We start from the raw sequence: 25,336 nt of genomic DNA on the forward strand, positions 1-25,336 counted from the left end.
TTTAATCCTCGCCTATGGTTGATTCTTGAATGGCCTCACATGCCTTATGTTCTGTGGCTTCCAGCGCTTTACCGGAATCTCCGAATCTAACGCCGGTCAACATATGAATCTGGTCAAAGCCCTTCGTATCTAGGTGCGCGTGCCACTGCTCCAGCGCATCGCGCTTACGGCTCATGACGTCCGACTGGATGTACACCTTCACGTTGTGGCCCATGGCGTGGTTGATCAGCAGCTCGCCGATCAGGTGGTCGATGCCAATGTCTGCCCAACCGGTGCGGGCGACTTTGCGCAAGTCATGACTGGTCCACTCGCCCTGCCCCAATCGCCCGAATACGGCACTCGCCTGCCCTTCACTGAGCGCTTTACCGTTGCGCGACGGAAACAGGAACTGACCGTCATATCCTTTGGCTCGCTGGGTCTCGCGATAACTGATCAGCACCTTGCGCACCTGTTCGGTCAGCGGCAGGTGATGTTCGACGCCAGTCTTGGTGTGCTCGGCCGGAATGAACCACTCGCGCTCAGCCAGGCTGATGTGCGACCACCGCGCCTGTCGCGTTTCACCTATGCGCGTGCCGTGGCACAGCATCATCAGCGCGAGCAGCCCATCCGACGGGTTGTTCGCCATGGCACCGAGCAAACGTGTCATGAGGTCTTGAAGCTGGGTGCTGCGCAACCGGGAAGGCTTGATACCCACCTTCGCCTTGGAGAAGTCACTGAACTTGACGGACGCCAAGGGGTTGGACGAAATAAGGCCCAACTTGAATGCCTGTCGGAAGGCTAGGGCCAGCAACTGAAACACCAGGCGCACGTAGTCAATGGAAATGCGTTCCTGCAATGGCCACATCAGTTGGCTGTCGAGGGTGGCCTTGTCGATGCCAGTCAACGGCAGGTCGCCCAGGCGCGGCATCAGGTGGCACTTAATGGCCGAGGCACCGGTTTTTTTGCGTTTCTCGGACAGGTTGCGGTCGCGGGCCATTCGATCGGCATACCAAGCCAACAACTCACCGGTAGTGACCCAAGTTGAAAGCGTTGAGCCCTCGTCGGCAGCAACCCGAAGGCGCACCGCCGGCAACGCGGCCACAACCTGCTTGGTACTCAGATCTGGAAACCCGCCAATCCGGTGCCAGGTGCGCTTGCTGAGCAAGTACCAGGAACCGTGCGCTCGATTCTTCGCGAAACGAAAGTGCAACGCCGGGTGACTCGCATCTCGCAGATCGCGGATGTGCAGCTTCTTGGCACTGCGTTCAATTTCGGCATCCGAAAGTTTCACGGTCAGGGTTTTCACTTGGGCGGTCATTACGGGTTACCTGCGGGCGCCAAAAGATCGACGACTTGAAAGGTGTTCGGCCACATCGATGCGCCATAACGCTCGGCCATCGCCTGATCAACAAACAGCGCCAGTGCGTGATCGGGAGTACTCCCCAGATCCCACTTGTAAGAGCAGCAGAACACGGCGAAGCGGTAGTTCTCCGGGTCAGGAACCGCCAGCAGGCGATCAGGCATTGGGGTGGCCCTCGATGTTTGTTTTTTCTCGAATACCGAACCGAGACAGCAACTGAGCGCGGGCGGTCTGGCCGTCGACTGGAATGGATTGGCGAGCCATGGTTGCCAGTAGCCGCGCATCACCATATTCCTGGGCCAGCTGTACTTCGGGCTTCTGCGAGTCGTGCCCGATGCCGACGGCGATATCCTCAAGCGGCTTGCCCTGGACCAGCATTCGGATGGTGATGTCGTACGCCCGATCGAAGACCTTGCTAGCCTTCTCCGACACCAGGCTGTTCAGGTTGTGCATCTCGCACTGGAGCGCCGCATGACGCACCGCGGGGTGCGACCACACTCGGGAAGAGGCACGGCTCGGGTCCAAATTGACCAGCGCTTCACGGAAAGCCTTATCGTGCGAAGGAACGCCCAACATCTCAGGCGTTGGCTGGCACCACTTCACGAACTTACCAACGCTCGGCGCGAAATCGCCGCCGTACTGACGGCAGTTCTGAAGTCCGTACCGGATCTGCTCAAGGGTATTGATTCCGGCGACGATGAATGCCTTGATCCAGCTGCGCTTTGCAGCTCGCAAGGCATCATCGTCGGGCCAGGCTTGTCTCCAGGCCGGAAAAATCGCCTGTAGCTCTTTGAACAGTGCGTTAACGACGTCGGTGGTGCCGGGCGGCAGTTGCTTCGGTTGAGCCAGCGCAACGGGTGGCAGATTTCCCATCTTGCTGAGCAGTTGAGTAGCACTACGCGGCGCTTTCATCTCCATCACAAATCCCCCAGATCATCAGCCCAGCTGGAGTCATCGAAGTCAGGCGGCGCAGATTGGCCTCCGGCACGCTTCACCTGCTCACGCTTGATCCACTTGACCAGTCGAAAGCACCAGCCAGACGGGCTGTCGACGGTCACAGGCTTGGCAACGAAGAAGCCCTTGAAATCAGCGAACAACTCATCAGTCACCGACTCAGCCGGCAGCCCGGCGATTGCGAGTTGATCAGCCAATCCCTTCTCGCTCGGTACCCAGGTGGCGAACATGGCGAAGCGTTGGCGTTCATCCAGCGCATCGATGGCGGCTTGGTCCTGCTCGGCGATCACATCGGAATTCCCACGCTGCGGCTGCTGTTCGGTTCCTTGATGGTTAATTGACGTATTGGGTGCAGCCGCTGCACCCCGTTCTGTTCCAGGCTGCACCCCGTTCTGTTGTGAGTTGCACCCCGTTGTGTCATTTGCACCCCGGTTTGTACGGGGTGCAGGAATTGCACCCCGCGAGAGTTGAAGGTCGTAAACGACTGGGCGACGGTCATGACGATCAATGTGCACGGCGGCAATGGCTTGATTGCCCTTCTGGATCAGCCCGCATTTCTCTAAATCATCCAACTTGTAGCGGACCGTACGCTCTGAAAGGCCAGTGTCTTGGGACAAAGTCGAAGCCGAAGGGAATGCACCAGCGCCGTTGGAGCCGGCATAGTTGGCCAGGCACAGCAGCACATGACGAGCGCTTGAGTCTTTCAGGGATTCGGTGGGCAAAGAGAGCGCCCAGGACATTGCTTGGACACTCACAGCGTAATTCCTTGAAGTTGTTCAGCCTGCGTGACGATGCCGAATCGAATCACCATCACTGTTATATCGCACACGACATGGTGATGATGTTTGCCGGTGACTTCGGCGCTCTTCCGGCTCAACATAGTGACCGTATTGCTTGGAGCAACGATCGTGTTCATAATGGCCCCACAGAGTTTTACAAGTTGTTGAAAAGCCGGGTTGCAGCCCGGCTTTTTTGTGTCTGCGATTCAGGCGGCCTTGAGCGACTCGCGGAGAACCTGAAGTGCGTCGATCGCCTCAAGGATCGCTTTCTCGCCTTGGGCTTTTTCGTGCTGACTGATGTGGTTGTCCTCGGCAGCATCAAAAATTAGCCGGCCAACATCCCCGCACTCTGCCGAAAGCTGCCCAAGTGCAACCATCAATGGCTTGACCGCAGGCTTTTCCCGCGTAATTAAGTCGAACCCGAACTGATCGGCCAGAGCAGTCAATGGGCGCATGTCACCGGTGTGCAGCAGAACGCCGAACAAATGTTCGATAGTCAGGTGATGCGCGGCGTTGTCCGGATTGGAGCGCTGAAGCAGGCTCACATGCGACATGCACATTTTCCCTGCCAGCTTCTCTGCCCCGCTTTCCTTGATGGTGGTGTGGCAAGCCCTCAAGAAATCTTCCATTCGTAAAACCTCAAATTTGTTTCTGTGGCGCCCTGCCAGTGCGTGGGCGAAAATCTGTTCAATGGATGGTTTACCGTGTTGCTATGCAGTGGACTGGGACCGCTTTGTTCGCATGCACAGCTCACGCGCAGTAACTTTTCCACCGGTTAACTCTTCAGCCTTGAATGCCTTTTCGGCGCCCATCGGGTGAATCCCGGCCACCCAGTACGAAACTGCGGCCTGGGAAACGTCGAGCGCCAAAGCTGTTTTTGTTTGCCCGCCGAAGAAGTCGACGAGCCTTTCGATAGGGGTCATATGAGAGCCCTCCTGATAAGCATGCTTATATCCTAAGTAGAAGGACACTTATTTGCAAGCCGATAAGGGAACTTATAAATTCCAGCGGATGAGCACACTCGCCGAAAGAATCAAATCCGCACGAAATCACGCCAGGCTGACGCAGAAGGCCCTCGCCCTAAAGGTGGGGGTCGAGCAGCCGGTGATTTCGCAGCTGGAGACAGGAAAGAACCTTCAAAGCGCACACCTGCCAAAAATTGCACATGTGTGTGGGGTGAACGCTATTTGGCTCTCCGAGAACATTGGGCCTATGACTGGGTCGAGCGCTGTCGACTCAAACGTAAGCAACGCTCGTCAACCCGTTGAGTCCTACCGCTACCCGGTTATCAGCTGGGTCGCCGCCGGCGCTTGGGCTGAAGCTATTGAGCCCTACCCTGCCGGATTCTCTGATCGGTACGAGTTTTCCGAATACGACTCGAAGGGCGCTGCTTTCTGGCTTGAGGTCAAAGGAGACTCGATGACTTCGCCCGTCGGGCAAAGCGTCACCGAAGGTACTCTGATCCTCGTGGACACCGAAGCCGAGGCAGTACCTGGCAAGCTGGTGATCGCCAAGCTGCCTGCTAGCAATGAGGCCACGTTCAAGAAGCTCGTCAATGATGGCGGGAGACTTTTCTTAAAGCCGTTGAACCCTGGGTACCCGATTGAACCGTTTGACGAGCATTGCCGAATCGTGGGCGTCGTCGTACGGGCGCTGCAGAAGTTCTGACAATGCCAAAGAAGCGGCCGGCAGCCCCCACTACAGAAACCGCTGCAGACATTGAAAGATCTATCCAAGCCTTGAATAAAATGGCTGAACGCCTTTGGGGAGATGGTCGAGAAACCGAGGCGAAAGCCCTCCTTGATGCCTTGGATTCTCTAAACCGGGCGCTGGACCGGATCAGGATTGGCGAAAGTCGCAGGGTTGTTACTCTTCATTGAAGAAAGCCATGAACTCATTGAAAGGCCTAAAGCGGCCTGAGGCATAGATGACACTCACCAAACCCAACCAAGACCTGAAGCGCGACCTCCAGGGCGTCGCTTCTGATTTGAAGTGGTCAGCGGTAGAGCTGATGCGGATTGCAGAACGTGCCAGCCTGGCCGGGAATGAGCCTGACGCCCAAGCCATCATGCGCATGATCACGATTTTTCATAACAATGAGGATCGGCTGACTGCTTACGCTGATGAGGTAAAGGCGGGAGGGATTGTGCGAGAGAAGACTGAATAGAACGGAGGGGGCGAGAGTTTTAGCGGGCGCTGGCTGATACGAAACCAACTATCCTTCTAATAGAAACATAATCCATCACTGATGGGCGCAGGAGAACTAAAAGTATGCACAGGACTGCAACCTTCTACGATCTTAAAATTTCAGCACTAGGAATTTCCCGCGCGAAAGACAATTTAGCACTATTCGACGCCGACCCAAAAACGTTAACTGAAATACACTCTCACATTGAAACCCTATTCAATAACGGAGACAAAATAGTTAAGCGTGGCAGAAATGATAAGTCCGCTAAAATTTATCTTTCAGACATGAAAATAAAAGATGACAAGTTGATCTTGCTTATCAATCGCAGCGACCCAGGTGCTCCAGATTCAGTATCTAGCGACCCAGACAACAAAAGCCGTGTAGTTCACGAAAAGCCTCCGGGGCACGGAGGCGATTATTCTGCTCACGTTGTATTTAATCTAAACCCAGCAAAAGGTGACAACTACTACATTTGCACTATCGAAACAGTATATGGGTCAGGATTACATGCCAGCAGTATCAGTGACTACATCAAGCACTTGGTCAGAGCATGTAAAAAGCAGTTTCCCGACCAATATATGATTCCAAACATCAATGGAGCGAAGACGGCAAGAGGCAAGCCTCTTATGGTACACCTGCTTCATGAAATTGAATTTCAAGGACACCCATCGCCTGAGTTTGAGGCGGACCTAGAAGGTGGCACACTATCATCTATGCAGCTCTTAAATTTCTCTAAGGAAGGAGCTGTTTGGGACGACAAGGGCGGCATAACTGAAAGAGTCAGGGTAGTAGAACTGCGACCTCAACAAGACATGCTGGGATCGATCGCAGCCTCCCTTCGGCAAGTAAGAAACAAAATTATCGTCAACAAAGAAGAATACAAACATATTCGCCTTAGGTTTAGAAATGAAGAAGGAGCACCCAAAGATGCCATTATTTCCGCCGACACAGGAAAGCTTGTTGACAATCACAAATATGTAAAAAGACATGTAATTACGGCACCACTCGTCAACACAAATAGCTTTGAAACTATAAATCCGTTTATACTCAAGGAAGTTCTTGGACTCATGGAGTAACAAATATGCTTATAGGTCAATTGCTCCGACCATTTGGATATCTGACAATTAAGCATCCCTACAAATGGATTGTAGACTGGCTCTACCCAGCCATACTCGCCGGCCTCTCCTTTGCCGCGATACTTTTGGCTTATCCAGCAGCAAAAGTTATTGAGCCGAACGGGCTTGTATCAATGACCCTGTCCTTCGTTCAGTCGTTGCCAGGATTTTACATAGCGGCACTTGCAGCTATCGCAACGTTCGGCAGGGCTGATATTGATGATGTTCTTCCAGAGCCCATCCCCAAAGTTATTGTCACTTTACGAGGACAGGAAAATACGATTGATTTGACCCGGCGGCGTTTTTTAGCAATGCTTTTCGCTTTTTTAACTGGGGAAAGCATCCTCATTGTCTTAATTTCAATTGGCCTACTAAGTTTCGGTGGGGAAATATATAAAATATCATATGACGCTGCAAAAATTGGTCACTTCATATTCTCCGCCATCCTGCTGGCGTATTTGATTGCATTGTATCAAATGATTTTAGCCACTTTTTGGGGTCTGTATTATCTTGGGTATAAGCTGCAAGAATAAACGCATTGCCCGGACCAGCGCCGGGCTTTTTCATTCTGGTGTTCACGCTTTTTTCACACCCGAGCACGTAGCGTTGTCTCTGCTCCTTGCACGACCTTAAGCCCGCTAATCCCCATCGCGGGCTTTTCTTTGCCTGCGATTTACTGCAGCACGCCAACCTCTCTCCTAGGCTACTTCCTTTTCGATGGAGGAAACTCCATGCCAGACGATCCCACCTCCGCCCTGCTCTACTGCATCAACCAGAACGTCATGGCTCTTGGGTCTGCTATCGAAGAGATCGACATCTGGATCGATCAGCGTGGCAATGCGGAAACGTCAGGCCGAATCGACGAGCATTTGCAAGGCAACGCTGACGCTATTGCTGAGTTGATGGCTGATCTGATCGCTAGATGGAGCCGGAAGATGAGGCTTATCCAGAAGACTGATTCGTACCCGATCATTGAAGCCCAGCCCAACGCTGAGCTTTTCGTATCCACCCCCCCCGGCTAATCTGTCTCGAACGCCCAGAGGATCGATTCATGGTTTCTGACAAGCTTACCTTATCGCTGCTTTCTCGAATGGCTGATGTCCAACTGGCACTGGCCACAGGCATGAAGGGGATTACCCCTACGACTCAGGCATATCCTGAGCAAGCGTTGCTGCGTATTTCTCACGCCCTTGAGATTGTCGAGGCTGCGGTAGTCGATATCGAGCAGATCCGTGCCGCAAGCAATTCAGGCGCTTATACCAGACTACACTGAGCCGATCGGGCACTATCACCCCTTCCCCAGCCCCTCGAGAGCGGACTTTTTGTTGTCTGCAGGCCTAATACCCCTGTTGGAGGAATGAACCATGGCCCACCCAAAACTGTTTCCAGCTGTGCTGGCCAGCCTTCAATTGAATCAAATGATGATCGGCGAGGCATTTGAGGAAATCGCAGCTTGGCTAGAAAAGGAAGGCGCGACTGAGACAGCGCAGAAACTTAGGGTTCGTGTTGGCGATCTGAGATTCAACGCGGAAACCATGGACAAAGCGATTATTGAGCTGCTCAAGACTGACGAGAGTGTGCACTGAAAGTCACAGAGCCCTACCTACGCCGGACTTTCTCATTCCCCTCCTCCGCTGCTACGCTTTCAGCTCCCTCGAATGGAGTCGAAGCCATGCCTACCCCCGAATACTCTCTCCCGGATGTCCTTGAGCGCATGCATGAAAATCAAAACGCCCTGGAGGCTGCCATTATGGAGCTGACGCTGCTGGTTGAAAGCCAGGGTGCGATCGAGATCGGCGGTAATGTCCGCGGAGCGCTAGATACGATTCGTGAGAATGCTGGGCATATCAATCAGGGCTTGGCCAGACTGAAGGCTCAAAGACCGGACTGATCGAGGCGACTTCCTCCAGATATACGCAACAGAGTACGAGCCCGCCAAGCGCGGGCTTTTTTATGCCCGAGAAAATCCCCCTCCCCCCCGCACCAGATAGAACATGCCTCTTGCCAAAATATGGCAGGAACAATACTGTACGTACATACAGTTGTTAGCAAGGAGCTCCCTATGTCAAAAATTGCGTCACCCGTATCACAAACCAGAAACTCATATGAATTGGTTGGCCGGCGCATCCAACGCCTGATAGCTGCGCCCGGTGTTCAAAAGGTCCAGGCCATAACTGTCGCCAGACTCGAAGCAGAACCCGCTGAAGCATGGCAGCAAGTCCTTCAGGAGATCGAAGAGACCAGTGGTGTAAGCATGGAGCGCCTTGAGAGCGGCGCGGTAAGGATCAGATGGCGAGAGTACTGCGAAGCCTGAAATGAGCCCGCCTTCGAGCGGGCTTTTTATCGTCTCCGCAAAAATGTATAAGCATGCTTATTGACGAATAAAATAAGCTTGCTTATATTAGGTCCAAGCCAAGACATCACCGGCCCAGCAGCGAAAGCCGCGCCGCTCTTTAACAGTCAGCGCAACAAATAACAGATCGCATTGCCTCTACCGGCGACCGGCGAGCAGACAGGCCCGAAAGCCTGCCAACAACAGGAAGAACCTGTATGGCTGCCCGATGGCGAAATGCCAGAACCGAGTGAATGACCCGGCAAGCAATGCGCCCCGCCTCTCCGGCGGAAATAGGAAGTACAGCATCACTGCTGCACCTTGACGACAAGGTGCACGGGAAATAACCCCTACCCCCAGAGGAATCGCCATGAATCCAACTATCAGACAGAGCCAAGCCATTCTCCAGGGATTGCGCCTCCGGACATCACTCGCAACCAGCACCATGTATCAAATGATCGGCCGCGACGAGCCCGTCCGCGCACCGCGCTACAACGTCTTGCCTCGAGGTAACAACACTTTCATGGTAATCGATCGCTCCACTGGTATGCCAAAGGGTGAACGGTTCGGCCACGTCAATGCCTGCCAATTCGCCCGGCAACTCGAAGACAACGCGGACTTCTTCGCCTCAACTCTGTCAGCAGCAAAGCAATTCGCTGGCTGGATGTTGCGCTGGTCCTTAGTACTTACGGCGATCCTCTTTGCATTTGCCTACTACGGAGCTGGTCATTGAGGCACCTCAACAACCAGGTGCGCCAGCGCCGAAGACTAGCATGGCTGGATCTACCGGCCCACGGAATTGAAGGGGCAGACCATGGCCAAGAGCAACGCGGAAGTTCAGAAGGACAAGCGCGCCAAAGAGCGTGCACTGCTGGATCGGATCGGCGCCAAGAAGCGCACGCTGATTGTGTCGAAGGCGCTTGCTGATGCATTTCAGGTGCTTGGCGAGCGCCATGACTTCGAGGAATGGCAGGAGACTGTCTCAACACTGCTAATCAATCTGGCCTATGCTTCCGCTGAAGAGTCAGCCCGCTTTGCCACTATGTCGCGACATGAATATCTTATTCCCGAAAAAGTGTCGCGGAAATTGGAGCTGGCCCATCAGCGCGAATCGCTAAAGCTAATCAACGATTAAAATGCTATTCCCATTCACTTCACGTATTGCTCAAATACTTTCGTGATTATAAAGCATACAAAGCCTGTGAATATGAAAATGTTTCTCGCTCGATAGTAAAGGTAGGTTCGTTTTTGACACTTATCTAACGCGACTTTATTACCTAGATAATTGGCCTCGTCTCTTTTTTCGATGGCGTCGAGCATGCCGTGATTCTTCGAATGCACTAATATTGCCCACTCTGTACGCTTGAAGGCAGCCAAACCTGAACAGCCAAACAAAATTAGCGAATAGAGGTACATGGTCTCAACGTTTAATCCCACTTTACCGAAAGGAATGGTTTGAACCAGGAAGCCGCTGACAGCGACAATAATTGCAAGAACTAGGTGATCAAATTTTTCACTGCTTTCTCTGAACGCAGCATGGGCAATCAAACTTCTTTCTGTCTCGCTCAATTCACCACTCCCTTGATCCGGCACCGTGCCGAATATACGCAATACCCCATCACAACCTAAATTGCCACTGTCGCATCCGATCACTGGAAGGCGGCGCCTGCAATGGAGTCCCCTTAGCTTACGGCAGCGATGGGTCGGGCTCATATGGCCCCATCACCTTGCTGATGTTCGGCCACACCATGTACGCCTTCCAGTTCTCGTTGTCGCGTGAGCAATACACCAAAAACTCGCTCGCACTGCTGCGATTCACCCGATACCGGTAAATTCCACAGCCCTTCACTTTTGCCTGAACCAATGCACCGGTGATGCTGTTGTTGAAGTCATACACCCACGGTGCCGGGTACATCTCCTTCAGTGCTTCGGCTGAGGCAGCCAATGGCAGCAATATGCCAAGGGTTAGCAGCAATCGCTTCAATCTCATACTCCTTTCCGGCTCCATGCCGGGCCGAACACAAATACCCCACTTCAACGAATCACGCCAGCCGCAGACGTTATACGGTGGCAAAATCGAGTCGCAAGTTATAGCAAAGCGGACGGACTTCTATTTCGCACCATGCTGTATGTACCAAATGCTGGACGAACCTTATATATATCAACAACACCTTTCTGAACGCCGAGAGCTTTTTCGATCTCGTTCAGTTTAATTTTTGACTGGCATCCCACTACAACTTCCCTCAATACCAAATTCCCGCCGAACGGCAGAAAGTACAAACCGTTTTCTTCAACACCATTACTCAGAGATGCCAGCATTCTAAACTCCTCCTCATATGACCAATGATGATATTTAGAGCCGTACAAAACAGCCATAACAAGCCTCTCGGAAAAGCCATTAACTTTTATTAATTCACCCAAATCAATCCTCTGATCGATATATCTTATGGCAGCAGCTCGATCCAAAGCGACATCGAATCCTAAACATATACCTTTATGTTTATCTGAGTAGTGCGCCCACTGTACTGGACTGGACAAAGATCGACTGAAAGATAGAAAACCGACCTTCTTCGAAAAATCCTCTTTGAACTTTTTAAGCCCTCTTCGAAGGGTTCTATCTTTGACATCAAAGCTATGCATTTCAAATGGATCATTCAACTCCATTACCCTAGCAATTTTCAATCTTTCTCGTTGAATATTTTGAATCCCATACTCAGCGGTTGTGAAATGATATAGGCGGCGCGATTTATCCATTTAAAGACTCCCTATTCGTAAAATTAATATACGCATTCTTGCGAGGATCATCCATGTCCGCAAAACAGAAGAACCCCCTGTTCATTCATGGCCAGCCAAGCATGGGCCTACCCTCCAGAAAGAATTGGTGGTGGATCTGTTCGCTGGCGGTGGTGGTGGTGCGAGCACCGGTATTGCCAGGGCCTACCGAGAGCCGGACGTTGCGGTGAACCACAACCCGATCGCCCTGGCCGTAAACCGCGTCAACCATCCCGAGACTACCCATTCCGTTGCCGACGTGTTCGAGGTTAATCCGGTCCACGCCACAGGCGTGGCAGCCGGCGGGCATCCTCTAGCAATGCACAAACTTTTTATTTTCGATGCGCAAACTTTTTGGCCGTTTTTTGGAGCACTGCTACTCACTGTTAACTTGAGGAATGCCCCTCAGACAGTAGGGATTAGACTATGCCACCCGGCCTCATTGTTTTGATCGTAATGATGATTGTCATCAGCCTCTTCGGGGGCTGTAGCGCCTAGCGTCACTGAGCGGGCAGCTCAATCTAGACTGCCCGCCTGACCAGCCCTCAGCCTTTTTTCGCACTTTCCACAATCAGTTGATGCTTTGTAGTCTCGACATGTGTAATCGCAGGCACCTGGCCCGGCCGAGAGTGGATCATTAAGTATTGCTGCGTACGCTCGGTGTCAAAGACCTGACTCGCTGCCTCCATCTCGTCAATCAACTGTCGATTGACTGAGTAGTAGCCACAGTTCGGACATTTAAACTCATCAAAACTGCCAACTGGATAAGCTTTCTCGGCGCTATCACCACATACGACGCACACAGTGATGCTCATACGCACCTCCTTTCAAATGATCTATCAACTGTAGCTGATCCCGCCTCTATCAACCCTTCCACGGCCCGGGCATGCCCCGGCATAGGACGCTCCATGCCCACAGAAAACAAAACGACTGAGCCGCTACCAAGCTTGGCGACCGGCGCAAAGTTCGACTCTTCGACTTGGGCCGACTTCGTCCAGCGCTTCTCGGCCCAGCTTCAGGACGAAGACGACGAAACGCTCTACTGCACAACCATCCTTCCGGGTACTGACGATGTGTCTGACGAGAAGTTTGTCCAGGCACTGAACATCATCAGGCCGCCCAGCCGATCAGTTATGCACATGACCACAACCCATGCCGACGGAAGTAAGACGCTGACCGCAATCATCTGACCTCTCCCCACCTTCTGCCGCCACGCGGCATGGAGCATAAACATGGAAACCGAAATTCTCTCGGACGAAGAGCTGGCGGATCTCACCGGCTACAAGGCCCGAGCCTACCAGCGTCGCTGGCTGACGGATCGCCAATGGGTGTTCGTCGAAAGCCGAGGCAAGCGCCCCCTGGTGGGCCGAATGTACGCCCGCATGAAGCTGGGCATGATTTCGCCCACCATCATGGACCCCAATCCGCCGCCGGCCGCGCCGGCATGGACGCCTGATTTCTCTCGAGTGAACTGATATGCGCCCCCGCAAGACCGAACACCACCACCTTCCCCCACGGATGTATCAGCGGTCCCGCAAGCGCAAAAATGGCAGCGTGTGGACGGCGTATTACTACCGTGACCTGTTGGGCAAGGACATACCACTAGGCAAGGACCTGGATAAAGCCAGGATCAAATGGGCCGAACTCGAAGCCAAAGAAAAACCGCTCGACCTGCGCACCATGAAAGGAATCTTCGACCGCTACATCCGCGACATCGTGCCGAAGAAAGCGCCGCGCACTCAGAAGGACAATCTTTCGGAGATCAAGCAACTGCGGCCGATGTTCGACAGCGCTCCCATTGACTCGATCACACCGTCGACAATCGCCGGGTACCGGGATGCTCGTTCGGCAAAGGTGCGTGCAAATCGCGAGATCGCCACTCTCTCCCACGTTTTCAATATCGCCCGAGAGTGGGGGCTAACGACCAAAGAAAACCCCTGCCAGGGCGTGCGCAAAAACAAGGAAACGCCGAGGGACTATTACGCGAATGATGTGGTTTGGGATGCGGTTTACAAGAAGGCAGCTCAAGAGCTGAAAGACGCTATGGACCTGGCTTATCTGACCGGGCAGCGGCCAGCAGACGTTCTGGTCATGCGGAAGGATGATGCAGAGGGCGGATATTTGGGGGTGCAACAAAACAAGACGCACAAAAAGCTGCGTATTCAGATGACGATTGGCGGCGAAGCAAACAGTCTGGGCCGACTTATTGCGGAGATATCCGAGCGCAATGCTCAACACGTCTCGAACTATCTGATTGTCAGCCGGCACGGCAAGCGAATGACCGCAACAATGCTGAGAAAGCGCTGGGACGTCGCGAGGGAGAAAGCAAGATTGGAAGCGATCAAAGCTGGAGATGAACTGCTGGCCGGTCGGATCGGGGACTTTCAGTTCCGGGATATCAGGCCAAAGGCAGCTTCAGAAATTACTGATGTCGGTGAAGCGAGCCTGCTGTTGGGACACACCAAAGGAGACATCACCGAGCGGGTTTATCGCCGCGTCGGCGCCATCGCCAGGCCGTCAAAATAACCTAAAACCGCGTTCCATAACTCAAAGTCGAGCCCTTGTAGAATGCGGTCTGTAGCGATACCGAAAATTGAAAGTAATGGAACGTATAATCTCTACACACCGCGAATTTAGCGGCTTTGAATAGCGGTCTTGAAAACCGTCGACTGTAACAGGTCCATGAGTTCGAATCCCATCGCCTCCGCCATCTTTATACGACAAAGCCCTGATTTTTCAGGGCTTTGTCGTTTCTGGGGTTTGGTGAAGCTCTCGCTGCTCGGCGAGTGCTCCATAACTATTCGGGAAGCGTTCCAGAACTAACCCGCTTTCCTCCCTATCCGGCGTCCTGCCGACCGAACACAATCACACCTCCCCGCACTACCACGGATGAGCTTGCGTCGCGAAGGGGCCGTCCACGCCAGAGGCTCCACGCCGGGCTGTAACGCCAAGGCGGTATGGCCCACGTCATCGGCAGTCATTGACCGACTGGCAGCCTAAATACTGTAAAGATTGTTGAACGCGACTTTTGCCCGGGGCATTCTTCGCGACGCAAATTTACATGGACGGTAACATTTGATGCGCTCTTCACCTATGGACGTGCCCATCCCCTGCGCCTGCACGCTCGATACCTCGCATCATCCCAGCGGCCTGAAAACCTCATTACGCCTTTATGGGCTAGTTCGCATCGTCGGTTTCGGCGACATACCTGCGAGCACGCCGGTTGAAATTCTTTGCGCGGCGTCCGGCGAAGGCAAGGCGATTCGGGGCTTCGTTTCAAGGCTGGACGCTGAGTTGGTTGCCAGGTCAATGCCTGACTCAGGCTATCGTGTCGTACCACTGGCACAATTCGACCCCACTGGATTTATCCAGCAACACCAGGGTTGGCTGACCGTCCACATCACCTACCAGGGTTGGCTGACCGTCCACATCACCTCTGGTTTTTCCTCGCTGCGCGACACGTTACGACTTGCAGATGGTGACTTGCCAAGCTTGGGCTGGTTTATTTATGCCCAGACAGGCCCCTGGAGTCCGGGGCGCTTTATCCATTGGGGCGAAGAAGTCGCCGAGATATTGCTCAGTGCCTACCGCAGCGTTGGTATGCCCAATTACAACGCCTGGCTCAACCAGCTTGATGACTATTCCACGCAGGCCATGGACAACTGCGTCGAAATCGCCTGGCAGACGTTGCTGGCCTGCCGTCCCATACGCGAAAACCACCGAGCACTGTTCAACCCTATGGATGAGTGCTGGCGCTTTTCCGACTCACCAATCGACCACTATTACCCCATTTGAAACCTTGAAAAGGAACTTCCCATGAGTGGCAAACCTGCTGCCCGAGTGACAGACCCCACCAATTGCCCGCTTCCGGGGCATGGCACGAATCCGATTGCCAGCGGCTCCCCTAATGTGAACTTCGATGGCCTTGCCGCCGCTCGTATGACCGATAAATCCGCATGCGGGAGCCCGATCACCGGTGCCGTCAGTGCTACGGTGCTCATCAATGGGCTGAATGCCGCTACTCAAGGCAGTACCGGTGGCCACGGCAACGTGGTTATGGGTGGATCAGGCACAGTCATTATTGGCGACACCTTCGTACCAGCCCCCTTCAGCGGCCTGCTGCCGATGCCAGTGCACTTCAGCGACAAGTTCAGACTAGTTGACCAAGACTCGGGCGAGCCTCTACCCAATCTTGATTACGCCATCCAGCGCGCTGACGGCAGCATGGAACACGGTGTAAGTGATTCGATGGGGTATACGCATCTAGTGAGTTCGCACCTGCCCGAAACAATCAAACTGTTTCTGGAGGACTGAGGCATGGCAGCAGATGCTCTTCATACAACCGACTGCACACAATCTTCCCCAGACCAAAGAACAAGTTTCATTATTTCTGTGTTCCCAAAGGGGCAGACAGAGAGCGTCAAAATCTATATTGGTGACTTTCATCATGGCTGAAGTGGTTAGCAAGAATGGCAGAAAAATGTCTCCCGTAGCCACCAGAGCGGTGACGCCCGTCAAAGACGCCACTCCAAAAACTGTATCGCTGGACGCCAGGAAACAGATAAGGCGGGCCGAGAATGAGGAGTATTTGAAGGATAAGAACGTGAAGGCATTTTTGGTTGCCATTGCCGAATCCGAAGGCGGTAGCTACCACGCGAAATATGGTTATGGCTGGGCACCGGGTTTTCAATCCGGGAAATGGACTTTCACTGATGAGTCCACCCATCCGGGGGCCGGTTACGGCGGAAAAACTACGGCATCGGGCATGTATCAAATTACCATTGCCACTTGGCGCGAGTATGCCGGAAAGATGGGACTCACCGACTTTACGCCTAATACGCAAGACCTTATCGCGGTCGACATTCTGCGCACCCTCGGTGTGATCGATAAGATCAAGGCCGGCGACATCCCGGGAGCAATGCCGAAAGCGGCAACGAGGTGGGCGGCACTTCCCGAAGGGCCTGGTAAGAAAAATCATTATCCGCCGCAACCGTATGCCGAGTATCCAAAGTTTTTGGAGAGCTACAAATCGGCTGGAGGGACTGTCAAATGAAACTTTCAATCCTCGCGCTCGTCGCACTTTATTGCATTGGCACCAGCGCAGCGTTTGCGGATGGCTCGCAGGCGACAAGCGACAGGCGCGGGCCGGCAGGCATCGCCGTCGGTGAGCCCCTGGTCACGGCCAGGGCCAAACTCGTCAAACAAGGATGGAAGCCGACGCGGATGCATACCACCGATGGCTATGAATATAGTGGCGTGGAGCGGGAGCTGGCTGCACGCAAGTTCTTCGAGGTCGATGTCTGCTCTTTTGATAGCTCGCGTTGCATCTTGTTCTACTCAAAGAACAGCGCTTGCCTGCGCGTCGACACCATTGGGGAGCAATTCAATGACATGACGGTTACGCGATGGGCCGATGAGTGTCCTGACGCGCCTCCAAAACCAAGTAAGCGCAGCGCGGGATAGCAACCGACCATTTTGAATGGGGCGACATTTGCCAGTACCTGGCCCCGCGCCGAAAATTGCAGTCATTCAACCTCAGTGTGATCCCCCCTCACAGACGCTTGGCACGCAGCCAGGGTAATCATTCCCCGGTCGCCTTCATCGGTGATGGCGATAATTCTTTGAGGATGCGCTGGGTCAAGTTGGGCTCGTACGGTTGCATGATCCACGCCGCCGGCGCCGGTGGCTTCCTGTCCAACAACGTCCAGCAGCTTGCGTTGAAGGCGAACGATGATCTGGTGGCGCTGATCAAGGTTCAGATTTCGGAACACAAGAAGGCCAAGGAAGAGAAAGCCGAAGCCCAACGCCTTCGGATTCGGATTCGGAACGAGGAGCTGCAGCGGATCGAAAACAAAGCGAAGGCGAAAGCACTTGTCGCGACCGTTGCTGAGCCTGCTCCCGTTGTGACCCCTGCACCGGCGAAAGCAGCTCCAATCGTTCAGGCAGCCTCTAAGCCAGTTGCGGTGCAAGCCAGCCAACCGGTAGCGATGCAGGCTGAGGTTTACGATCTCGACGCATTGATCAAGGCCGTGGCCCACGACCAAGCCCCAATCTCGATGCTCACAGTGGACTGGACAGCGCTCGACGCACTTGTCGCGGACCAAGGCGCCCAGTTCAGCATGGCCGGCGTGAGGCTAGTAAAGGTGGCTGCATGATCAGCAATCACCTCAGCATGATCCATCAGCGCCAACCGTTCGCCAACGAGCTTGCCGCCCAGGTCGCCCTGTATCTGACTATGGGGCGCGAGATCCACGCACCTGAGTCCAACGTCTCGAAGAAGTCGATATCCGAGGGGCGTCGGACGCCCAACTTCCAAAGCGCTGCGGTTAAAGCCGAGACGTCGCAGCAGGTGTCGCGAATTAGAGCTCTGGCCAAAACACTGAATCGAAGTGAGATATGCAAGCAGGAAGGCATATCCATGGGGTTCTTCGAGGTATCGCCAAACGCTACGCAATCGACTTCACTGCGGGCTCCAAGAAGACCTTCGCATCGAACAAAACTGCCCCAGAGTCAGATGCGATGCTGATCATTCGGGTGAAGGAATGCATAGCGAAAAGCGTCAACCGCACGCGGTGCTGCGAAGACCTAGGGATAAGCTCAACGCTGCTCTACCGCCTGATCAAGGATTTCGACATCGATTATCCAAAGCTGAAGCCGGCGTTCCGATGAAGCACCGCCCACAACAACGCAAACGACAAACCTGGCTGGCGATGCCGGCCAGCGGCATAGAAGGGGTTGGCCATGGCCAAGAGTGGACAAGAACGATCGGCGAAGGCCGCCGGGAAACGGATACAGTACGACGAGAAGGAGTTGCGGCACCGGTGCCGGCTTGGTACGCGGCAGAAGCTTGAAGATCTGATGGAATGGACTGAGGATACTGGGCAAGCTTCAGTGATTGAAGGCTTTCTTCGTTAAGTGCATTCACTCGGGACGGAGGGCGCGCGGGAAGCATTGAAAGCGCGCCACAAAATCGTGATTAGCGAAATCGTGGCGCGGGAATCTACACCAGAGGCCAGCGGCAAGCCTTAAGGCTTGCTGTCAAGGACGCTTAGAACTGTGTTTCGCGGGTGCGCTGCCATATGAGATAGCCGAAACTAGTGCATCCGTTTGTTACCCTTGAGTCAACGTCAAGCGAAAAACAAGTCGTGACAACTCCTCAGGGTAGCAACTCAAGCGGCACGATAAGGTGTGGAGGATTTTTCAACACGAATCTCATGTTTCAGCGATTTTTCCCTACCTACTTGGGCCACAAACTCCTTCATAGACTGGAACGCCATTTCTTGATACTTCATTGGTCCTACCTGAATTGAGGTGACACACTCCAACGGCATACCTACCTCAATGTAGGGAATTAACAAATCACCTCTTGCGCGGTATTTGGTATCACGGGTCTCAGCTGCACGATCGTCGAGAAGCAACCTCCACTCTTTTTCTTCTTGGAACCCTGGATGCTTAAATGTTGCAACCACCTTGATCAAGTCCATATACCCCTCTGTTCCGCGATACTCCACACGCCCAGCAAGATCACGTATATCTCTGCCTATGCTGCGCATGGCATCCACAATAGGGGGAAACGTTATTTCCCGAGCCTTCGCCAGACCGTATTGACAGCGAGTCAGATGCTGATCCCACTGTTCACTATCAATTTCAATGGCGTAGGCACCGTAGGCTCGCCATTGACTCAAAAGGTCACCCTCTTCGCTGAACGATAGGGAGTAACTAGGATGGCCTCACTCTGCTCTCCGGAGGCCAGCTACACCGTTAAGTTTTTGGTCACTCTAGACCCCGTAGGACAAGGGTTTTGGGTATGGGTGGGATCGGACATTTACAAGTCTGAGTCCTCACCTATTGCCGAAACCTGGATCAATATTCGGGCAAATTCCAGCCAACCAGACTCCTCCGATGGCGTAGCAAAATTTGGAGAGCACTGGATAATCACCGATGGCCCGACCATGAACAAAACAGTGGACATTCATCACGCCTCGGCAGGCTGGATGTTCATAGAACCCGTTCAAGGAACAAAGTCCGCTTGCGACCTGATATTTGACTCCATCAATGGTATTTTTGGCCAATGATCCGACATCGCAGTTTCATTTACGCATCGATACTCCTATGCACTGCTTGCGCAAAAACAGCCAGCATCCCGCCAGCCGACCTGACGCTGTCGTCTTTTGGGCTTGGATCGAATAATCTTTACACAATCATTTTCACGTCAAACATCGATCTACTGAACGCCTTCAACACCTACGAAAACGCCAACCAGTTAACGCCTATGTTGACCTGTTCTCTAGATCATGACTTGGACTTCTCGGTGGATCACTCCATCAACGTAAAAGCAGAGGGACGAGTGACCTCGAAAAACGAAAGCAAAAACAACTATACTTTTCTAGCAGATCTTGTTTTTTATCATACCAATGTGAATGGAACCCAACTCGATCAAAATAGCTATGACGTAATCAAGCCGCTAATTGCAGCCCAAACATCAATTCCTTGCAAGGTCCGCATAACAGCATATGGATACAAAGCCTATTACACCAATACCTTACTTATCCCATCTACACTCATGATGGATCAGATGAGTAAATAAGCACTCGCCTCCGCTGCGCAAGCATCGACATCTGACGATGCTCAACGCAACTGCGCCCTGCTGACCGTACAAATCAAACCTCCCTGCAATACCATGACTACGCGTACAGAACACCTTCGACCTCATTCAGACCGCTCAACATGAGGGTGAACGCTGCCTGTGGATAACCCCACCCCACTTCAACGAATCACGCCAACTGACTGGACCGGCAAGAGTCGTTACTGTGGTTTGGTAAAAATCCACCAGCCCACACCTTGACCCATAGCGTTCCTTGGTTATACGCGGAACACAAAAGACCTGAAGGTTTAGCCAATCCGCCGCATCGACCAGTTGAATCCACAGCCCAAAGCGGCCACTGATAAGGCACCTCAGCCCTTCAACGACCAGAGTGCTGTTCCAGTATTGCGCAGGCTTCGGTGGTAAAGATGTATCTCTTGTCTGGTTGAAAAAGGATGACACCTTCATCACATAGGCGTTTGAGCACTTCACGCACACAAATGAACGACAACTCGGCCGCGAATGATTCCAGGTAGGCATGCACGTCGCGCGCATTGATGGAACGTCCATCTCTGGCGGCGACCAGCAAGGCATCGATAACTTTCAAGCGGATCAAGCTGGTGCGCAGTCCGTAGTAACACAGCAGCTCACGGATATGTTTATTAGTGCCGCGATCTGACTCGGACGCTCGTTGAGTTGCCGTCGTCTGGAATTGCAATTGCGTAACGTGGGGGGCCGATGCTGAGTGGTTGTACATGCGAATACTCCTTTTCAGAAATGTACGGTTTGCGAAGATTCGTCGAGTCCAAGTCTCCAGACTTAGAGGCAAGACTGTTTTGTTTGGGCTTTCTTGCCCGACATAACGGCGCCCGCAAAAGGTAACGTGGGCGCTGAATCCACGTTACCGCGTTCCATCGTCTGCCATGGGCTCGGTGAGGATGACACGGCGACTACGCAACCGATTTGCCGCGGACAAGACCCAGACAAAGAACACCGGCACCCACAAGACCCCGAGCACTGTCGCCGCCAGCATACCGCCGATCACGCCTGTGCCGATCGATCGCTGGCTGGCGGCACCTGCACCGGTGGCGATCGCCAGAGGCACCACGCCGAGAATGAAGGCCAGGGACGTCATGACAATCGGACGAAAACGCAGACGCGCGGCCTGAGCCGCCGCTTGCGTAAGGCTCGCGCCCTGAACGTGAAGTGCCTTGGCAAACTCGACGATGAGGATTGCATTCTTCGCCGCCAGTCCAATGATCGTGATCAGCCCCACCTTGAAATAGACATCATTGGGCAGGCCCATGACCGTCACCGCGGCTACCGAACCGAACATGCCGACAGGCACGATCAACAGCACGGCAAAGGGAATCGTCCAGCTTTCATACAGCGCCACCAGGACCAGCAGCACCACGATCAACGATAACCCCACCAGCAGCGGCACCTGATCGCTGGCCTGTTGTTCCTGAAGTGACAGCCCGGCCCACTCAAGGCTGAAGCCGGCTGGTAACTGACGGGCGATTTTCTGCAGTTCTTCCATGGCTTGGCCGGTGCTGTAACCCGGCGCGGCATCACCGGAAAAACGCAACGACGCCGAGCCGTTGTAGCGCCCGATCTGCAATGGCCCGACCTGCCACTCGAAACGACTGAAGGCTTCCAGTGGCACCAATCGGTTCTGTCGGTTGGGCACTTGCAGGCGCAGCAGCGCTTCAGGCGTCTGGCGACTGATGCTGTCCGCCTGAACGATCACCCGCTGCATCCGTCCCTGATTGGCAAACTCATTGATTTGTTCCGAGCCCAGCGCCGAGGACAACGCTGAGCTGATCACATCAAAACTCACACCGAGGGCTTCGGCCTTTTCGCGGTCGATGCTGACAGTGATCTGCGGCGCATCCGCCAGGCCATCCTCCATCAGGTAATCGATCACCGGCGACGCCTTGGCCGCCTCCAGCAATTGGGTTCGGGCCTTCAGCAGCGCTTCGTGCCCCTGCCCTGCCAGATCCTGCAACCGTAACTCGAAACCGTTCGAGGTGCCGAGGCCGTCCACCGGCGGCGGCACCACGCTGAACAGCGTGCCGTCAGCAGCGTTCTCAAAAGCCTCATTCGCGCGCCGGGCCACCGCGTCGCTGGCCTGGCCATCGCCGCGAACCGACCAGTCCTTGAGGCTGGTAAACGACAACGCCGCGTTAGCCCCGACCCCGGAAAAACTGAACCCCATGATGGCTAGCACCTGATCCGTGGCGGGTTGCGCCAGGGCATAGTGCTCCCACGCTTGCACCGTCACATCCGTGCGCGAAGCCGAAGCCGCAGGTGGTAGCTGGATATCCGTGATGATGTAGCCCTGATCCTCGGACGGCATGAATGAGGATGGCAATCGGTGATAGGCAAAAGCGAGTACCAGCAACAATATAAGGTACAGGCCCATGCTGCGAGTGCTGCGCCGGACCCAGCTCGAACTGAACCGCTCGTAGCGCCGGGCCAAGGCATCGAAGCGTCGATTGAAGCCGTTCGCCCAGCGGTTGGGCCGTAGCTCTTTTGTCGGGTCGAAGGGTTTTAGCAAGGTGGCACACAGGGCCGGCGTCAGGGTCAACGCCAGGAACCCGGAGAACAGAATCGACACCGACAGCGCCATGGAAAACTGCTGGTAGATCACCCCCACCGAACCGCCCATGAACGCCAACGGCAGGAATACCGCCGCCAGCACCAGGGTGATGCCGACAATCGCCCCGCTGATCTGCTGCATCGCTTTGCGGGTCGCGTCTTTGGGCGACAGGCGCTCCTGGGTGATCAAGCGCTCGACGTTCTCTACCACGACAATGGCGTCGTCCACCAGAATGCCAATGGCCAGCACCATGCCGAACAGGGTCATCATGTTGATCGAAAACCCTAGCGGCGCCATCACCGCGAGGGTGCCCAGCAGGCAGACCGGCACCACGATGGCCGGAATCAGTGTGTAACGCAGGTTCTGCAAAAACAGCAGCATCACCAGGAACACCAGCACCATGGCTTCGATCAGGGTGTAGATGACTTGCTTGATCGCTACATCGACAAAGTATGAGGTGTCATAAGGCACGCTCAGCGCCATGTTCGCTGGCAGCGTGCTCGACAGTTGATCCAGCCGGGTCTTGATCGCCGCCGCCGTTTGCAGCGCGTTGGCACCGGGCGCCAATTGCACCGACATGGCCGCCGCAGGTTTGCCGTTCAGACGAGCATCGAAGCGGTAGTCCTGACGGCCCAGTTCGACTCGGGCCACATCGTGAATCCTGACACTGGAACCGTCGTCATTGGCCCGCAGCACAATGTTGCCGAACGCCTCCACGGATTCGAGCTGCCCCTGCACCATGACGGTGGCGGTAATGTGCTGCTCGGCAGGCCCCGGACGTTCACCCATGCTGCCGGCGGGCACTTGCACGTTCTGCCCGGCGATGGCCTTGCTTACATCGGCCATCGACAGGTTGTAACCCACTAGCCGGGCAGGGTCGACCCAGATACGCATCGCCCGTTCGGCGGTGTACATCTGCACCCGCCCTACCCCGGCCACGCGACGAATCTCGTTATTGATGCCCCGCGCGGCGTAGTCTGCCAACCCGATCGAATCCTGCTGCCCATCGGTGTAGGACAAGGCATAGATCATCAGAAAGTTGGCACGTACCTGTTCCACTTTCAGGCCTTGCTCGATCACCGCTTGGGGCAAGCGCCCGACGACCCGTTGCAAGCGATTCTGGACGTCGACCTGCGCCATGTCGGGATCGATCCCTGGCTTGAAGGTGATGGTGGTTTCGGCGCTGCCATTGGCACTGCTGGACTCGTAATACAACAAATCCTTCAGGCCGTTGAGCTCCTCCTCGATCAGACTGGTAATGTTCTGATTGATGATCTGCGCCGAGGCACCGGGATAGCTGGCGCTGACACTGATTTGCGGCGGCGCGACGTCCGGGTATTGGCTGACCGGCAAGGTGCCCAGGGTCAGCGCTCCCGCCAGCGCAATGAACAACGCGATGACCCAGGCGAAGTTCGGACGATCAATAAAGAAATCGGGCATCGGTAAGATCCTGGCTGCCAACCGTGAGCATCATGCCCTCAGTTACGGGCCTGCTGTTCGGCCAAGGTGATGATGTTGACCTTGGTGCCGGCACTGAGTTTGTCGGCGCGCTCGACCACCACTTGCTCACCGGCCGCCAGTCCCTGGGTGATCTGCCAGTCGGAACCGAGCATCGCACCGGTGCTGACCACCCGTTCGCGCACCACACCCTGGACATCCACCAGCATCAACCGGGCCTGACCGTCTGCACCGCGTTGCACCGCTTGCTGCGGCACGAACAACGCTTGCGGATCGATCCCCGCCGGCGCCACGACCCGCACGTACATGCCTGGCAGCAAAACGCTGTCCGGGTTAGGAAACTCGCCGCGCAAGGTGACTTGCCCGGTGCTTCGATCCACGGAGATATCGGAGAACATCAACTTGCCTTGTCGGGTTTGCGCCGCGCTACCGACCGTCACCGTTACCTCGGCTGCACCCGTACCGGTCAGGGTCAAGCGACCACTGGCCACAGCTTGTTGCAAGGCGACGACTTGATCGACGGACTGGGTGAAGTCAGCATAAATCGGGTCCAGTTGTTGAATCCGCGCCATTTGCGTGGCTTCGTCCTGGCCTACCAGTGCGCCCTCGCTGACCAGGGCGCGGCCGATACGACCACCGATCGGTGCTCGCACCTGACAGTAACCAAGGTTGAGTCGGGCAGTCGCCACATCGGCTTGAGCAGCCAGACGGTTGGCCTTGGCACTCTTGAGATCAGCGACCGCGTCGTCGAATACCTGCGGGCTGACGGCGTTGATGTCCACCAGTTGTTGGTAGCGCTGCACATGAGCGTTGGCGCGATAGACATCCGCCTCGGCTTTGGCCAAGGCGCCTTCGACCCGCATCAAGGCGGCCTTGAGCGGCGCCGGGTCGATGCTGAAGAGCAGTTGGCCAGCCTTGACGTCGCTGCCCTCTTCAAAATGGCGGGTCAACACAACACCGGCAATTCGTGCGCGCACCTCGGCGATGCGCACCGGTTCGATTCGGCCAGGCAAGTCTGAGGTCATGGCAAACGGTCGGGGTTGCACGGTGAGCGTCTTGACCTGCGGCGTCGATGTACTGTGTTCAGCGGGCTGATCCTGTGCTCCACAGCCGTTCAATGCCAATACGGTCGCCAGCACCCACGCCGGTTTCATCGTCGCTACAGCCTTGCGCATTATCAGTCCCTGTTCAAAAAAACGGGTTTGCCGTTCCA

The 25,336-nt window shown here is 54.7% G+C and carries 39 protein-coding genes; 24 read left to right on the forward strand and 15 right to left on the reverse strand.

What is annotated here, in order from left to right:
• Nucleotide 1 precedes the first annotated feature (1 nt).
• From AB7M22_RS14655 to AB7M22_RS14685, 7 genes are all read right to left on the reverse strand, one after another.
• Nucleotides 2-1,297: a tyrosine-type recombinase/integrase gene (locus AB7M22_RS14655; RefSeq protein WP_454186838.1), complete on the reverse strand. Its 1,296-nt coding sequence runs from the start codon at nucleotides 1,295-1,297 to the stop codon at nucleotides 2-4.
• Entirely contained in the window at nucleotides 1,297-1,503 is a 207-nt protein-coding gene (locus AB7M22_RS14660) for a hypothetical protein (RefSeq protein ID WP_454186839.1), read from the reverse strand. The genes AB7M22_RS14655 and AB7M22_RS14660 overlap by 1 nt, the downstream gene beginning before the upstream one ends.
• A complete protein-coding gene (locus tag AB7M22_RS14665; protein ID WP_454186840.1) occupies nucleotides 1,496-2,257 on the reverse strand; it encodes a replication protein P in 762 nt (253 codons plus the stop codon). Before AB7M22_RS14665 ends, AB7M22_RS14660 begins: the two co-directional genes overlap by 8 nt.
• Nucleotides 2,257-3,033 (reverse strand): helix-turn-helix domain-containing protein, encoded by a 777-nt coding sequence (locus AB7M22_RS14670; RefSeq protein WP_454188815.1) that lies wholly within the window; start codon nucleotides 3,031-3,033, stop codon nucleotides 2,257-2,259. Before AB7M22_RS14670 ends, AB7M22_RS14665 begins: the two co-directional genes overlap by 1 nt.
• Nucleotides 3,034-3,044: 11 nt before the next feature.
• Nucleotides 3,045-3,209 (reverse strand): hypothetical protein, encoded by a 165-nt coding sequence (locus AB7M22_RS14675; RefSeq protein ID WP_454186841.1) that lies wholly within the window; start codon nucleotides 3,207-3,209, stop codon nucleotides 3,045-3,047.
• A gap of 69 nt (nucleotides 3,210-3,278) precedes the next feature.
• A complete protein-coding gene (locus tag AB7M22_RS14680) occupies nucleotides 3,279-3,701 on the reverse strand; it encodes a phage regulatory CII family protein (RefSeq protein WP_454186842.1) in 423 nt (140 codons plus the stop codon).
• 81 nt (nucleotides 3,702-3,782) lie between these two features.
• Nucleotides 3,783-3,995, reverse strand: a complete 213-nt coding sequence (locus tag AB7M22_RS14685) for a Cro/CI family transcriptional regulator (protein ID WP_454186843.1) — start codon at nucleotides 3,993-3,995, stop codon at nucleotides 3,783-3,785.
• Nucleotides 3,996-4,083: 88 nt separating this feature from the next.
• Between AB7M22_RS14685 and AB7M22_RS14690 the strand changes: the two genes are divergently transcribed.
• The 12 genes from AB7M22_RS14690 (at nucleotide 4,084) to AB7M22_RS14745 (ending at nucleotide 9,842) form a co-directional block, all read left to right on the forward strand.
• Nucleotides 4,084-4,740, forward strand: a complete 657-nt coding sequence (locus AB7M22_RS14690; protein ID WP_454188816.1) for a LexA family protein — start codon at nucleotides 4,084-4,086, stop codon at nucleotides 4,738-4,740.
• A 2-nt stretch (nucleotides 4,741-4,742) separates the two neighbouring features.
• Nucleotides 4,743-4,952: a hypothetical protein gene (locus tag AB7M22_RS14695; RefSeq protein WP_454186844.1), complete on the forward strand. Its 210-nt coding sequence runs from the start codon at nucleotides 4,743-4,745 to the stop codon at nucleotides 4,950-4,952.
• A gap of 47 nt (nucleotides 4,953-4,999) precedes the next feature.
• Complete coding sequence (locus AB7M22_RS14700; protein ID WP_454186845.1) at nucleotides 5,000-5,239, forward strand: hypothetical protein; 240 nt, start codon at nucleotides 5,000-5,002, stop codon at nucleotides 5,237-5,239.
• A 104-nt stretch (nucleotides 5,240-5,343) separates the two neighbouring features.
• A complete protein-coding gene (locus AB7M22_RS14705; protein WP_454186846.1) occupies nucleotides 5,344-6,336 on the forward strand; it encodes a hypothetical protein in 993 nt (330 codons plus the stop codon).
• A gap of 5 nt (nucleotides 6,337-6,341) precedes the next feature.
• Entirely contained in the window at nucleotides 6,342-6,908 is a 567-nt protein-coding gene (locus AB7M22_RS14710) for a hypothetical protein (protein WP_454186847.1), read from the forward strand.
• 198 nt (nucleotides 6,909-7,106) lie between these two features.
• Nucleotides 7,107-7,397 carry a hypothetical protein gene (locus AB7M22_RS14715; protein ID WP_454186848.1) on the forward strand — a complete coding sequence of 97 codons (291 nt, stop codon included), beginning with the start codon at nucleotides 7,107-7,109 and terminating at the stop codon, nucleotides 7,395-7,397.
• Nucleotides 7,398-7,426: 29 nt separating this feature from the next.
• Nucleotides 7,427-7,648 (forward strand): hypothetical protein, encoded by a 222-nt coding sequence (locus AB7M22_RS14720; protein WP_454186849.1) that lies wholly within the window; start codon nucleotides 7,427-7,429, stop codon nucleotides 7,646-7,648.
• A gap of 91 nt (nucleotides 7,649-7,739) precedes the next feature.
• Nucleotides 7,740-7,961: a hypothetical protein gene (locus tag AB7M22_RS14725; RefSeq protein ID WP_454186850.1), complete on the forward strand. Its 222-nt coding sequence runs from the start codon at nucleotides 7,740-7,742 to the stop codon at nucleotides 7,959-7,961.
• 86 nt (nucleotides 7,962-8,047) lie between these two features.
• Complete coding sequence (locus tag AB7M22_RS14730; protein WP_454186851.1) at nucleotides 8,048-8,266, forward strand: hypothetical protein; 219 nt, start codon at nucleotides 8,048-8,050, stop codon at nucleotides 8,264-8,266.
• Nucleotides 8,267-8,437: 171 nt separating this feature from the next.
• Entirely contained in the window at nucleotides 8,438-8,689 is a 252-nt protein-coding gene (locus AB7M22_RS14735; protein WP_454186852.1) for a DUF1654 domain-containing protein, read from the forward strand.
• A gap of 388 nt (nucleotides 8,690-9,077) precedes the next feature.
• Nucleotides 9,078-9,440 (forward strand): hypothetical protein, encoded by a 363-nt coding sequence (locus tag AB7M22_RS14740; RefSeq protein ID WP_454186853.1) that lies wholly within the window; start codon nucleotides 9,078-9,080, stop codon nucleotides 9,438-9,440.
• A gap of 81 nt (nucleotides 9,441-9,521) precedes the next feature.
• Nucleotides 9,522-9,842 (forward strand): hypothetical protein, encoded by a 321-nt coding sequence (locus tag AB7M22_RS14745; protein WP_454186854.1) that lies wholly within the window; start codon nucleotides 9,522-9,524, stop codon nucleotides 9,840-9,842.
• A 14-nt stretch (nucleotides 9,843-9,856) separates the two neighbouring features.
• Here the strand turns inward: AB7M22_RS14745 and AB7M22_RS14750 are convergent, their stop codons facing one another.
• The 3 genes from AB7M22_RS14750 to AB7M22_RS14760 form a co-directional block, all read right to left on the reverse strand.
• Entirely contained in the window at nucleotides 9,857-10,420 is a 564-nt protein-coding gene (locus AB7M22_RS14750) for a hypothetical protein (RefSeq protein WP_454186855.1), read from the reverse strand.
• Nucleotides 10,395-10,691, reverse strand: coding sequence for a hypothetical protein (locus tag AB7M22_RS14755; protein ID WP_454186856.1), 297 nt, complete (start codon nucleotides 10,689-10,691; stop codon nucleotides 10,395-10,397). The genes AB7M22_RS14750 and AB7M22_RS14755 overlap by 26 nt, the downstream gene beginning before the upstream one ends.
• Nucleotides 10,692-10,795: 104 nt before the next feature.
• Nucleotides 10,796-11,461 carry a DUF2971 domain-containing protein gene (locus AB7M22_RS14760; protein WP_454186857.1) on the reverse strand — a complete coding sequence of 222 codons (666 nt, stop codon included), beginning with the start codon at nucleotides 11,459-11,461 and terminating at the stop codon, nucleotides 10,796-10,798.
• 130 nt (nucleotides 11,462-11,591) lie between these two features.
• Between AB7M22_RS14760 and AB7M22_RS14765 the strand changes: the two genes are divergently transcribed.
• Nucleotides 11,592-11,930, forward strand: a complete 339-nt coding sequence (locus tag AB7M22_RS14765; RefSeq protein WP_454186858.1) for a hypothetical protein — start codon at nucleotides 11,592-11,594, stop codon at nucleotides 11,928-11,930.
• Between the two features lie 94 nt (nucleotides 11,931-12,024).
• Here AB7M22_RS14765 and AB7M22_RS14770 read toward each other — a convergent pair whose 3' ends face one another.
• The gene (locus AB7M22_RS14770) at nucleotides 12,025-12,294 is read right to left on the reverse strand and encodes a hypothetical protein (protein WP_454186859.1); all 270 of its coding nucleotides are present in this window, start codon (nucleotides 12,292-12,294) and stop codon (nucleotides 12,025-12,027) included.
• Between the two features lie 93 nt (nucleotides 12,295-12,387).
• Here AB7M22_RS14770 and AB7M22_RS14775 point away from each other — a divergent pair, with 93 nt between their 5' ends.
• From AB7M22_RS14775 to AB7M22_RS14815, 9 genes are all read left to right on the forward strand, one after another.
• Nucleotides 12,388-12,669, forward strand: a complete 282-nt coding sequence (locus AB7M22_RS14775; RefSeq protein WP_454186860.1) for a hypothetical protein — start codon at nucleotides 12,388-12,390, stop codon at nucleotides 12,667-12,669.
• A 42-nt stretch (nucleotides 12,670-12,711) separates the two neighbouring features.
• Complete coding sequence (locus AB7M22_RS14780) at nucleotides 12,712-12,954, forward strand: DUF4224 domain-containing protein (RefSeq protein WP_454186861.1); 243 nt, start codon at nucleotides 12,712-12,714, stop codon at nucleotides 12,952-12,954.
• A 1-nt stretch (nucleotide 12,955) separates the two neighbouring features.
• A complete protein-coding gene (locus tag AB7M22_RS14785) occupies nucleotides 12,956-14,005 on the forward strand; it encodes a tyrosine-type recombinase/integrase (protein WP_454186862.1) in 1,050 nt (349 codons plus the stop codon).
• A 567-nt stretch (nucleotides 14,006-14,572) separates the two neighbouring features.
• Nucleotides 14,573-15,274, forward strand: coding sequence for a hypothetical protein (locus AB7M22_RS14790; protein ID WP_454186863.1), 702 nt, complete (start codon nucleotides 14,573-14,575; stop codon nucleotides 15,272-15,274).
• A 21-nt stretch (nucleotides 15,275-15,295) separates the two neighbouring features.
• Nucleotides 15,296-15,793 carry a PAAR domain-containing protein gene (locus AB7M22_RS14795; protein WP_454186864.1) on the forward strand — a complete coding sequence of 166 codons (498 nt, stop codon included), beginning with the start codon at nucleotides 15,296-15,298 and terminating at the stop codon, nucleotides 15,791-15,793.
• A gap of 133 nt (nucleotides 15,794-15,926) precedes the next feature.
• Entirely contained in the window at nucleotides 15,927-16,532 is a 606-nt protein-coding gene (locus AB7M22_RS14800) for a hypothetical protein (RefSeq protein WP_454186865.1), read from the forward strand.
• Nucleotides 16,529-16,942 carry a hypothetical protein gene (locus AB7M22_RS14805; protein ID WP_454186866.1) on the forward strand — a complete coding sequence of 138 codons (414 nt, stop codon included), beginning with the start codon at nucleotides 16,529-16,531 and terminating at the stop codon, nucleotides 16,940-16,942. Before AB7M22_RS14800 ends, AB7M22_RS14805 begins: the two co-directional genes overlap by 4 nt.
• 197 nt (nucleotides 16,943-17,139) lie before the next feature.
• Nucleotides 17,140-17,634 (forward strand): hypothetical protein, encoded by a 495-nt coding sequence (locus tag AB7M22_RS14810; protein ID WP_454188883.1) that lies wholly within the window; start codon nucleotides 17,140-17,142, stop codon nucleotides 17,632-17,634.
• A gap of 241 nt (nucleotides 17,635-17,875) precedes the next feature.
• On the forward strand, nucleotides 17,876-18,148 hold the full coding sequence (locus tag AB7M22_RS14815; RefSeq protein WP_454186867.1) for a hypothetical protein: 273 nt from the start codon (nucleotides 17,876-17,878) through the stop codon (nucleotides 18,146-18,148).
• 500 nt (nucleotides 18,149-18,648) lie between these two features.
• Here AB7M22_RS14815 and AB7M22_RS14820 read toward each other — a convergent pair whose 3' ends face one another.
• Complete coding sequence (locus tag AB7M22_RS14820; protein ID WP_454186868.1) at nucleotides 18,649-19,164, reverse strand: DUF2971 domain-containing protein; 516 nt, start codon at nucleotides 19,162-19,164, stop codon at nucleotides 18,649-18,651.
• A gap of 39 nt (nucleotides 19,165-19,203) precedes the next feature.
• Here AB7M22_RS14820 and AB7M22_RS14825 point away from each other — a divergent pair, with 39 nt between their 5' ends.
• Both AB7M22_RS14825 and AB7M22_RS14830 read left to right on the forward strand, forming a co-directional pair.
• Nucleotides 19,204-19,554, forward strand: a complete 351-nt coding sequence (locus AB7M22_RS14825; RefSeq protein ID WP_454186869.1) for a hypothetical protein — start codon at nucleotides 19,204-19,206, stop codon at nucleotides 19,552-19,554.
• Nucleotides 19,551-20,066 (forward strand): hypothetical protein, encoded by a 516-nt coding sequence (locus tag AB7M22_RS14830; protein WP_454186870.1) that lies wholly within the window; start codon nucleotides 19,551-19,553, stop codon nucleotides 20,064-20,066. Before AB7M22_RS14825 ends, AB7M22_RS14830 begins: the two co-directional genes overlap by 4 nt.
• Before the next feature lie 376 nt (nucleotides 20,067-20,442).
• Here the strand turns inward: AB7M22_RS14830 and AB7M22_RS14835 are convergent, their stop codons facing one another.
• From AB7M22_RS14835 to AB7M22_RS14845, 3 genes are all read right to left on the reverse strand, one after another.
• Entirely contained in the window at nucleotides 20,443-20,820 is a 378-nt protein-coding gene (locus AB7M22_RS14835) for a fe2+ zn2+ uptake regulation protein (protein WP_454186871.1), read from the reverse strand.
• Nucleotides 20,821-20,964: 144 nt separating this feature from the next.
• Nucleotides 20,965-24,105, reverse strand: a complete 3,141-nt coding sequence (locus AB7M22_RS14840) for a multidrug efflux RND transporter permease subunit (protein ID WP_454186872.1) — start codon at nucleotides 24,103-24,105, stop codon at nucleotides 20,965-20,967.
• 38 nt (nucleotides 24,106-24,143) lie between these two features.
• Nucleotides 24,144-25,298 carry an efflux RND transporter periplasmic adaptor subunit gene (locus AB7M22_RS14845; RefSeq protein WP_454186873.1) on the reverse strand — a complete coding sequence of 385 codons (1,155 nt, stop codon included), beginning with the start codon at nucleotides 25,296-25,298 and terminating at the stop codon, nucleotides 24,144-24,146.
• Nucleotides 25,299-25,336: the final 38 nt, after the last annotated feature.

It is taken from the genome of Pseudomonas sp. ADAK2 TE3594, from assembly GCF_053628675.1.

Bases quoted from the DNA above. Each gene is read 5' to 3' on its own strand.
- AB7M22_RS14825 (WP_454186869.1), top strand. From the start codon at position 19,204: ATGGCCTCACTCTGCTCTCCGGAGGCCAGCTACACCGTTAAGTTTTTG.
- AB7M22_RS14830 (WP_454186870.1), top strand. From the start codon at position 19,551: ATGATCCGACATCGCAGTTTCATTTACGCATCGATACTCCTATGCACT.
- AB7M22_RS14705 (WP_454186846.1), top strand. From the start codon at position 5,344: ATGCACAGGACTGCAACCTTCTACGATCTTAAAATTTCAGCACTAGGA.
- AB7M22_RS14790 (WP_454186863.1), top strand. From the start codon at position 14,573: ATGGACGTGCCCATCCCCTGCGCCTGCACGCTCGATACCTCGCATCAT.
- AB7M22_RS14795 (WP_454186864.1), top strand. From the start codon at position 15,296: ATGAGTGGCAAACCTGCTGCCCGAGTGACAGACCCCACCAATTGCCCG.
- AB7M22_RS14670 (WP_454188815.1), bottom strand. From the start codon at position 3,033: ATGTCCTGGGCGCTCTCTTTGCCCACCGAATCCCTGAAAGACTCAAGC.
- AB7M22_RS14845 (WP_454186873.1), bottom strand. From the start codon at position 25,298: ATGCGCAAGGCTGTAGCGACGATGAAACCGGCGTGGGTGCTGGCGACC.
- AB7M22_RS14745 (WP_454186854.1), top strand. From the start codon at position 9,522: ATGGCCAAGAGCAACGCGGAAGTTCAGAAGGACAAGCGCGCCAAAGAG.
- AB7M22_RS14760 (WP_454186857.1), bottom strand. From the start codon at position 11,461: ATGGATAAATCGCGCCGCCTATATCATTTCACAACCGCTGAGTATGGG.
- AB7M22_RS14715 (WP_454186848.1), top strand. From the start codon at position 7,107: ATGCCAGACGATCCCACCTCCGCCCTGCTCTACTGCATCAACCAGAAC.
- AB7M22_RS14840 (WP_454186872.1), bottom strand. From the start codon at position 24,105: ATGCCCGATTTCTTTATTGATCGTCCGAACTTCGCCTGGGTCATCGCG.
- AB7M22_RS14665 (WP_454186840.1), bottom strand. From the start codon at position 2,257: ATGGAGATGAAAGCGCCGCGTAGTGCTACTCAACTGCTCAGCAAGATG.
- AB7M22_RS14725 (WP_454186850.1), top strand. From the start codon at position 7,740: ATGGCCCACCCAAAACTGTTTCCAGCTGTGCTGGCCAGCCTTCAATTG.
- AB7M22_RS14785 (WP_454186862.1), top strand. From the start codon at position 12,956: ATGCGCCCCCGCAAGACCGAACACCACCACCTTCCCCCACGGATGTAT.
- AB7M22_RS14770 (WP_454186859.1), bottom strand. From the start codon at position 12,294: ATGAGCATCACTGTGTGCGTCGTATGTGGTGATAGCGCCGAGAAAGCT.
- AB7M22_RS14700 (WP_454186845.1), top strand. From the start codon at position 5,000: ATGACACTCACCAAACCCAACCAAGACCTGAAGCGCGACCTCCAGGGC.
- AB7M22_RS14710 (WP_454186847.1), top strand. From the start codon at position 6,342: ATGCTTATAGGTCAATTGCTCCGACCATTTGGATATCTGACAATTAAG.
- AB7M22_RS14660 (WP_454186839.1), bottom strand. From the start codon at position 1,503: ATGCCTGATCGCCTGCTGGCGGTTCCTGACCCGGAGAACTACCGCTTC.
- AB7M22_RS14690 (WP_454188816.1), top strand. From the start codon at position 4,084: ATGAGCACACTCGCCGAAAGAATCAAATCCGCACGAAATCACGCCAGG.
- AB7M22_RS14675 (WP_454186841.1), bottom strand. From the start codon at position 3,209: ATGAACACGATCGTTGCTCCAAGCAATACGGTCACTATGTTGAGCCGG.
- AB7M22_RS14720 (WP_454186849.1), top strand. From the start codon at position 7,427: ATGGTTTCTGACAAGCTTACCTTATCGCTGCTTTCTCGAATGGCTGAT.
- AB7M22_RS14680 (WP_454186842.1), bottom strand. From the start codon at position 3,701: ATGGAAGATTTCTTGAGGGCTTGCCACACCACCATCAAGGAAAGCGGG.
- AB7M22_RS14735 (WP_454186852.1), top strand. From the start codon at position 8,438: ATGTCAAAAATTGCGTCACCCGTATCACAAACCAGAAACTCATATGAA.
- AB7M22_RS14775 (WP_454186860.1), top strand. From the start codon at position 12,388: ATGCCCACAGAAAACAAAACGACTGAGCCGCTACCAAGCTTGGCGACC.
- AB7M22_RS14740 (WP_454186853.1), top strand. From the start codon at position 9,078: ATGAATCCAACTATCAGACAGAGCCAAGCCATTCTCCAGGGATTGCGC.
- AB7M22_RS14695 (WP_454186844.1), top strand. From the start codon at position 4,743: ATGCCAAAGAAGCGGCCGGCAGCCCCCACTACAGAAACCGCTGCAGAC.
- AB7M22_RS14815 (WP_454186867.1), top strand. From the start codon at position 17,876: ATGCAAGCAGGAAGGCATATCCATGGGGTTCTTCGAGGTATCGCCAAA.
- AB7M22_RS14685 (WP_454186843.1), bottom strand. From the start codon at position 3,995: ATGACCCCTATCGAAAGGCTCGTCGACTTCTTCGGCGGGCAAACAAAA.
- AB7M22_RS14780 (WP_454186861.1), top strand. From the start codon at position 12,712: ATGGAAACCGAAATTCTCTCGGACGAAGAGCTGGCGGATCTCACCGGC.
- AB7M22_RS14810 (WP_454188883.1), top strand. From the start codon at position 17,140: ATGATCCACGCCGCCGGCGCCGGTGGCTTCCTGTCCAACAACGTCCAG.
- AB7M22_RS14750 (WP_454186855.1), bottom strand. From the start codon at position 10,420: ATGAGCCCGACCCATCGCTGCCGTAAGCTAAGGGGACTCCATTGCAGG.
- AB7M22_RS14800 (WP_454186865.1), top strand. From the start codon at position 15,927: ATGGCTGAAGTGGTTAGCAAGAATGGCAGAAAAATGTCTCCCGTAGCC.
- AB7M22_RS14730 (WP_454186851.1), top strand. From the start codon at position 8,048: ATGCCTACCCCCGAATACTCTCTCCCGGATGTCCTTGAGCGCATGCAT.
- AB7M22_RS14835 (WP_454186871.1), bottom strand. From the start codon at position 20,820: ATGTACAACCACTCAGCATCGGCCCCCCACGTTACGCAATTGCAATTC.
- AB7M22_RS14805 (WP_454186866.1), top strand. From the start codon at position 16,529: ATGAAACTTTCAATCCTCGCGCTCGTCGCACTTTATTGCATTGGCACC.
- AB7M22_RS14655 (WP_454186838.1), bottom strand. From the start codon at position 1,297: ATGACCGCCCAAGTGAAAACCCTGACCGTGAAACTTTCGGATGCCGAA.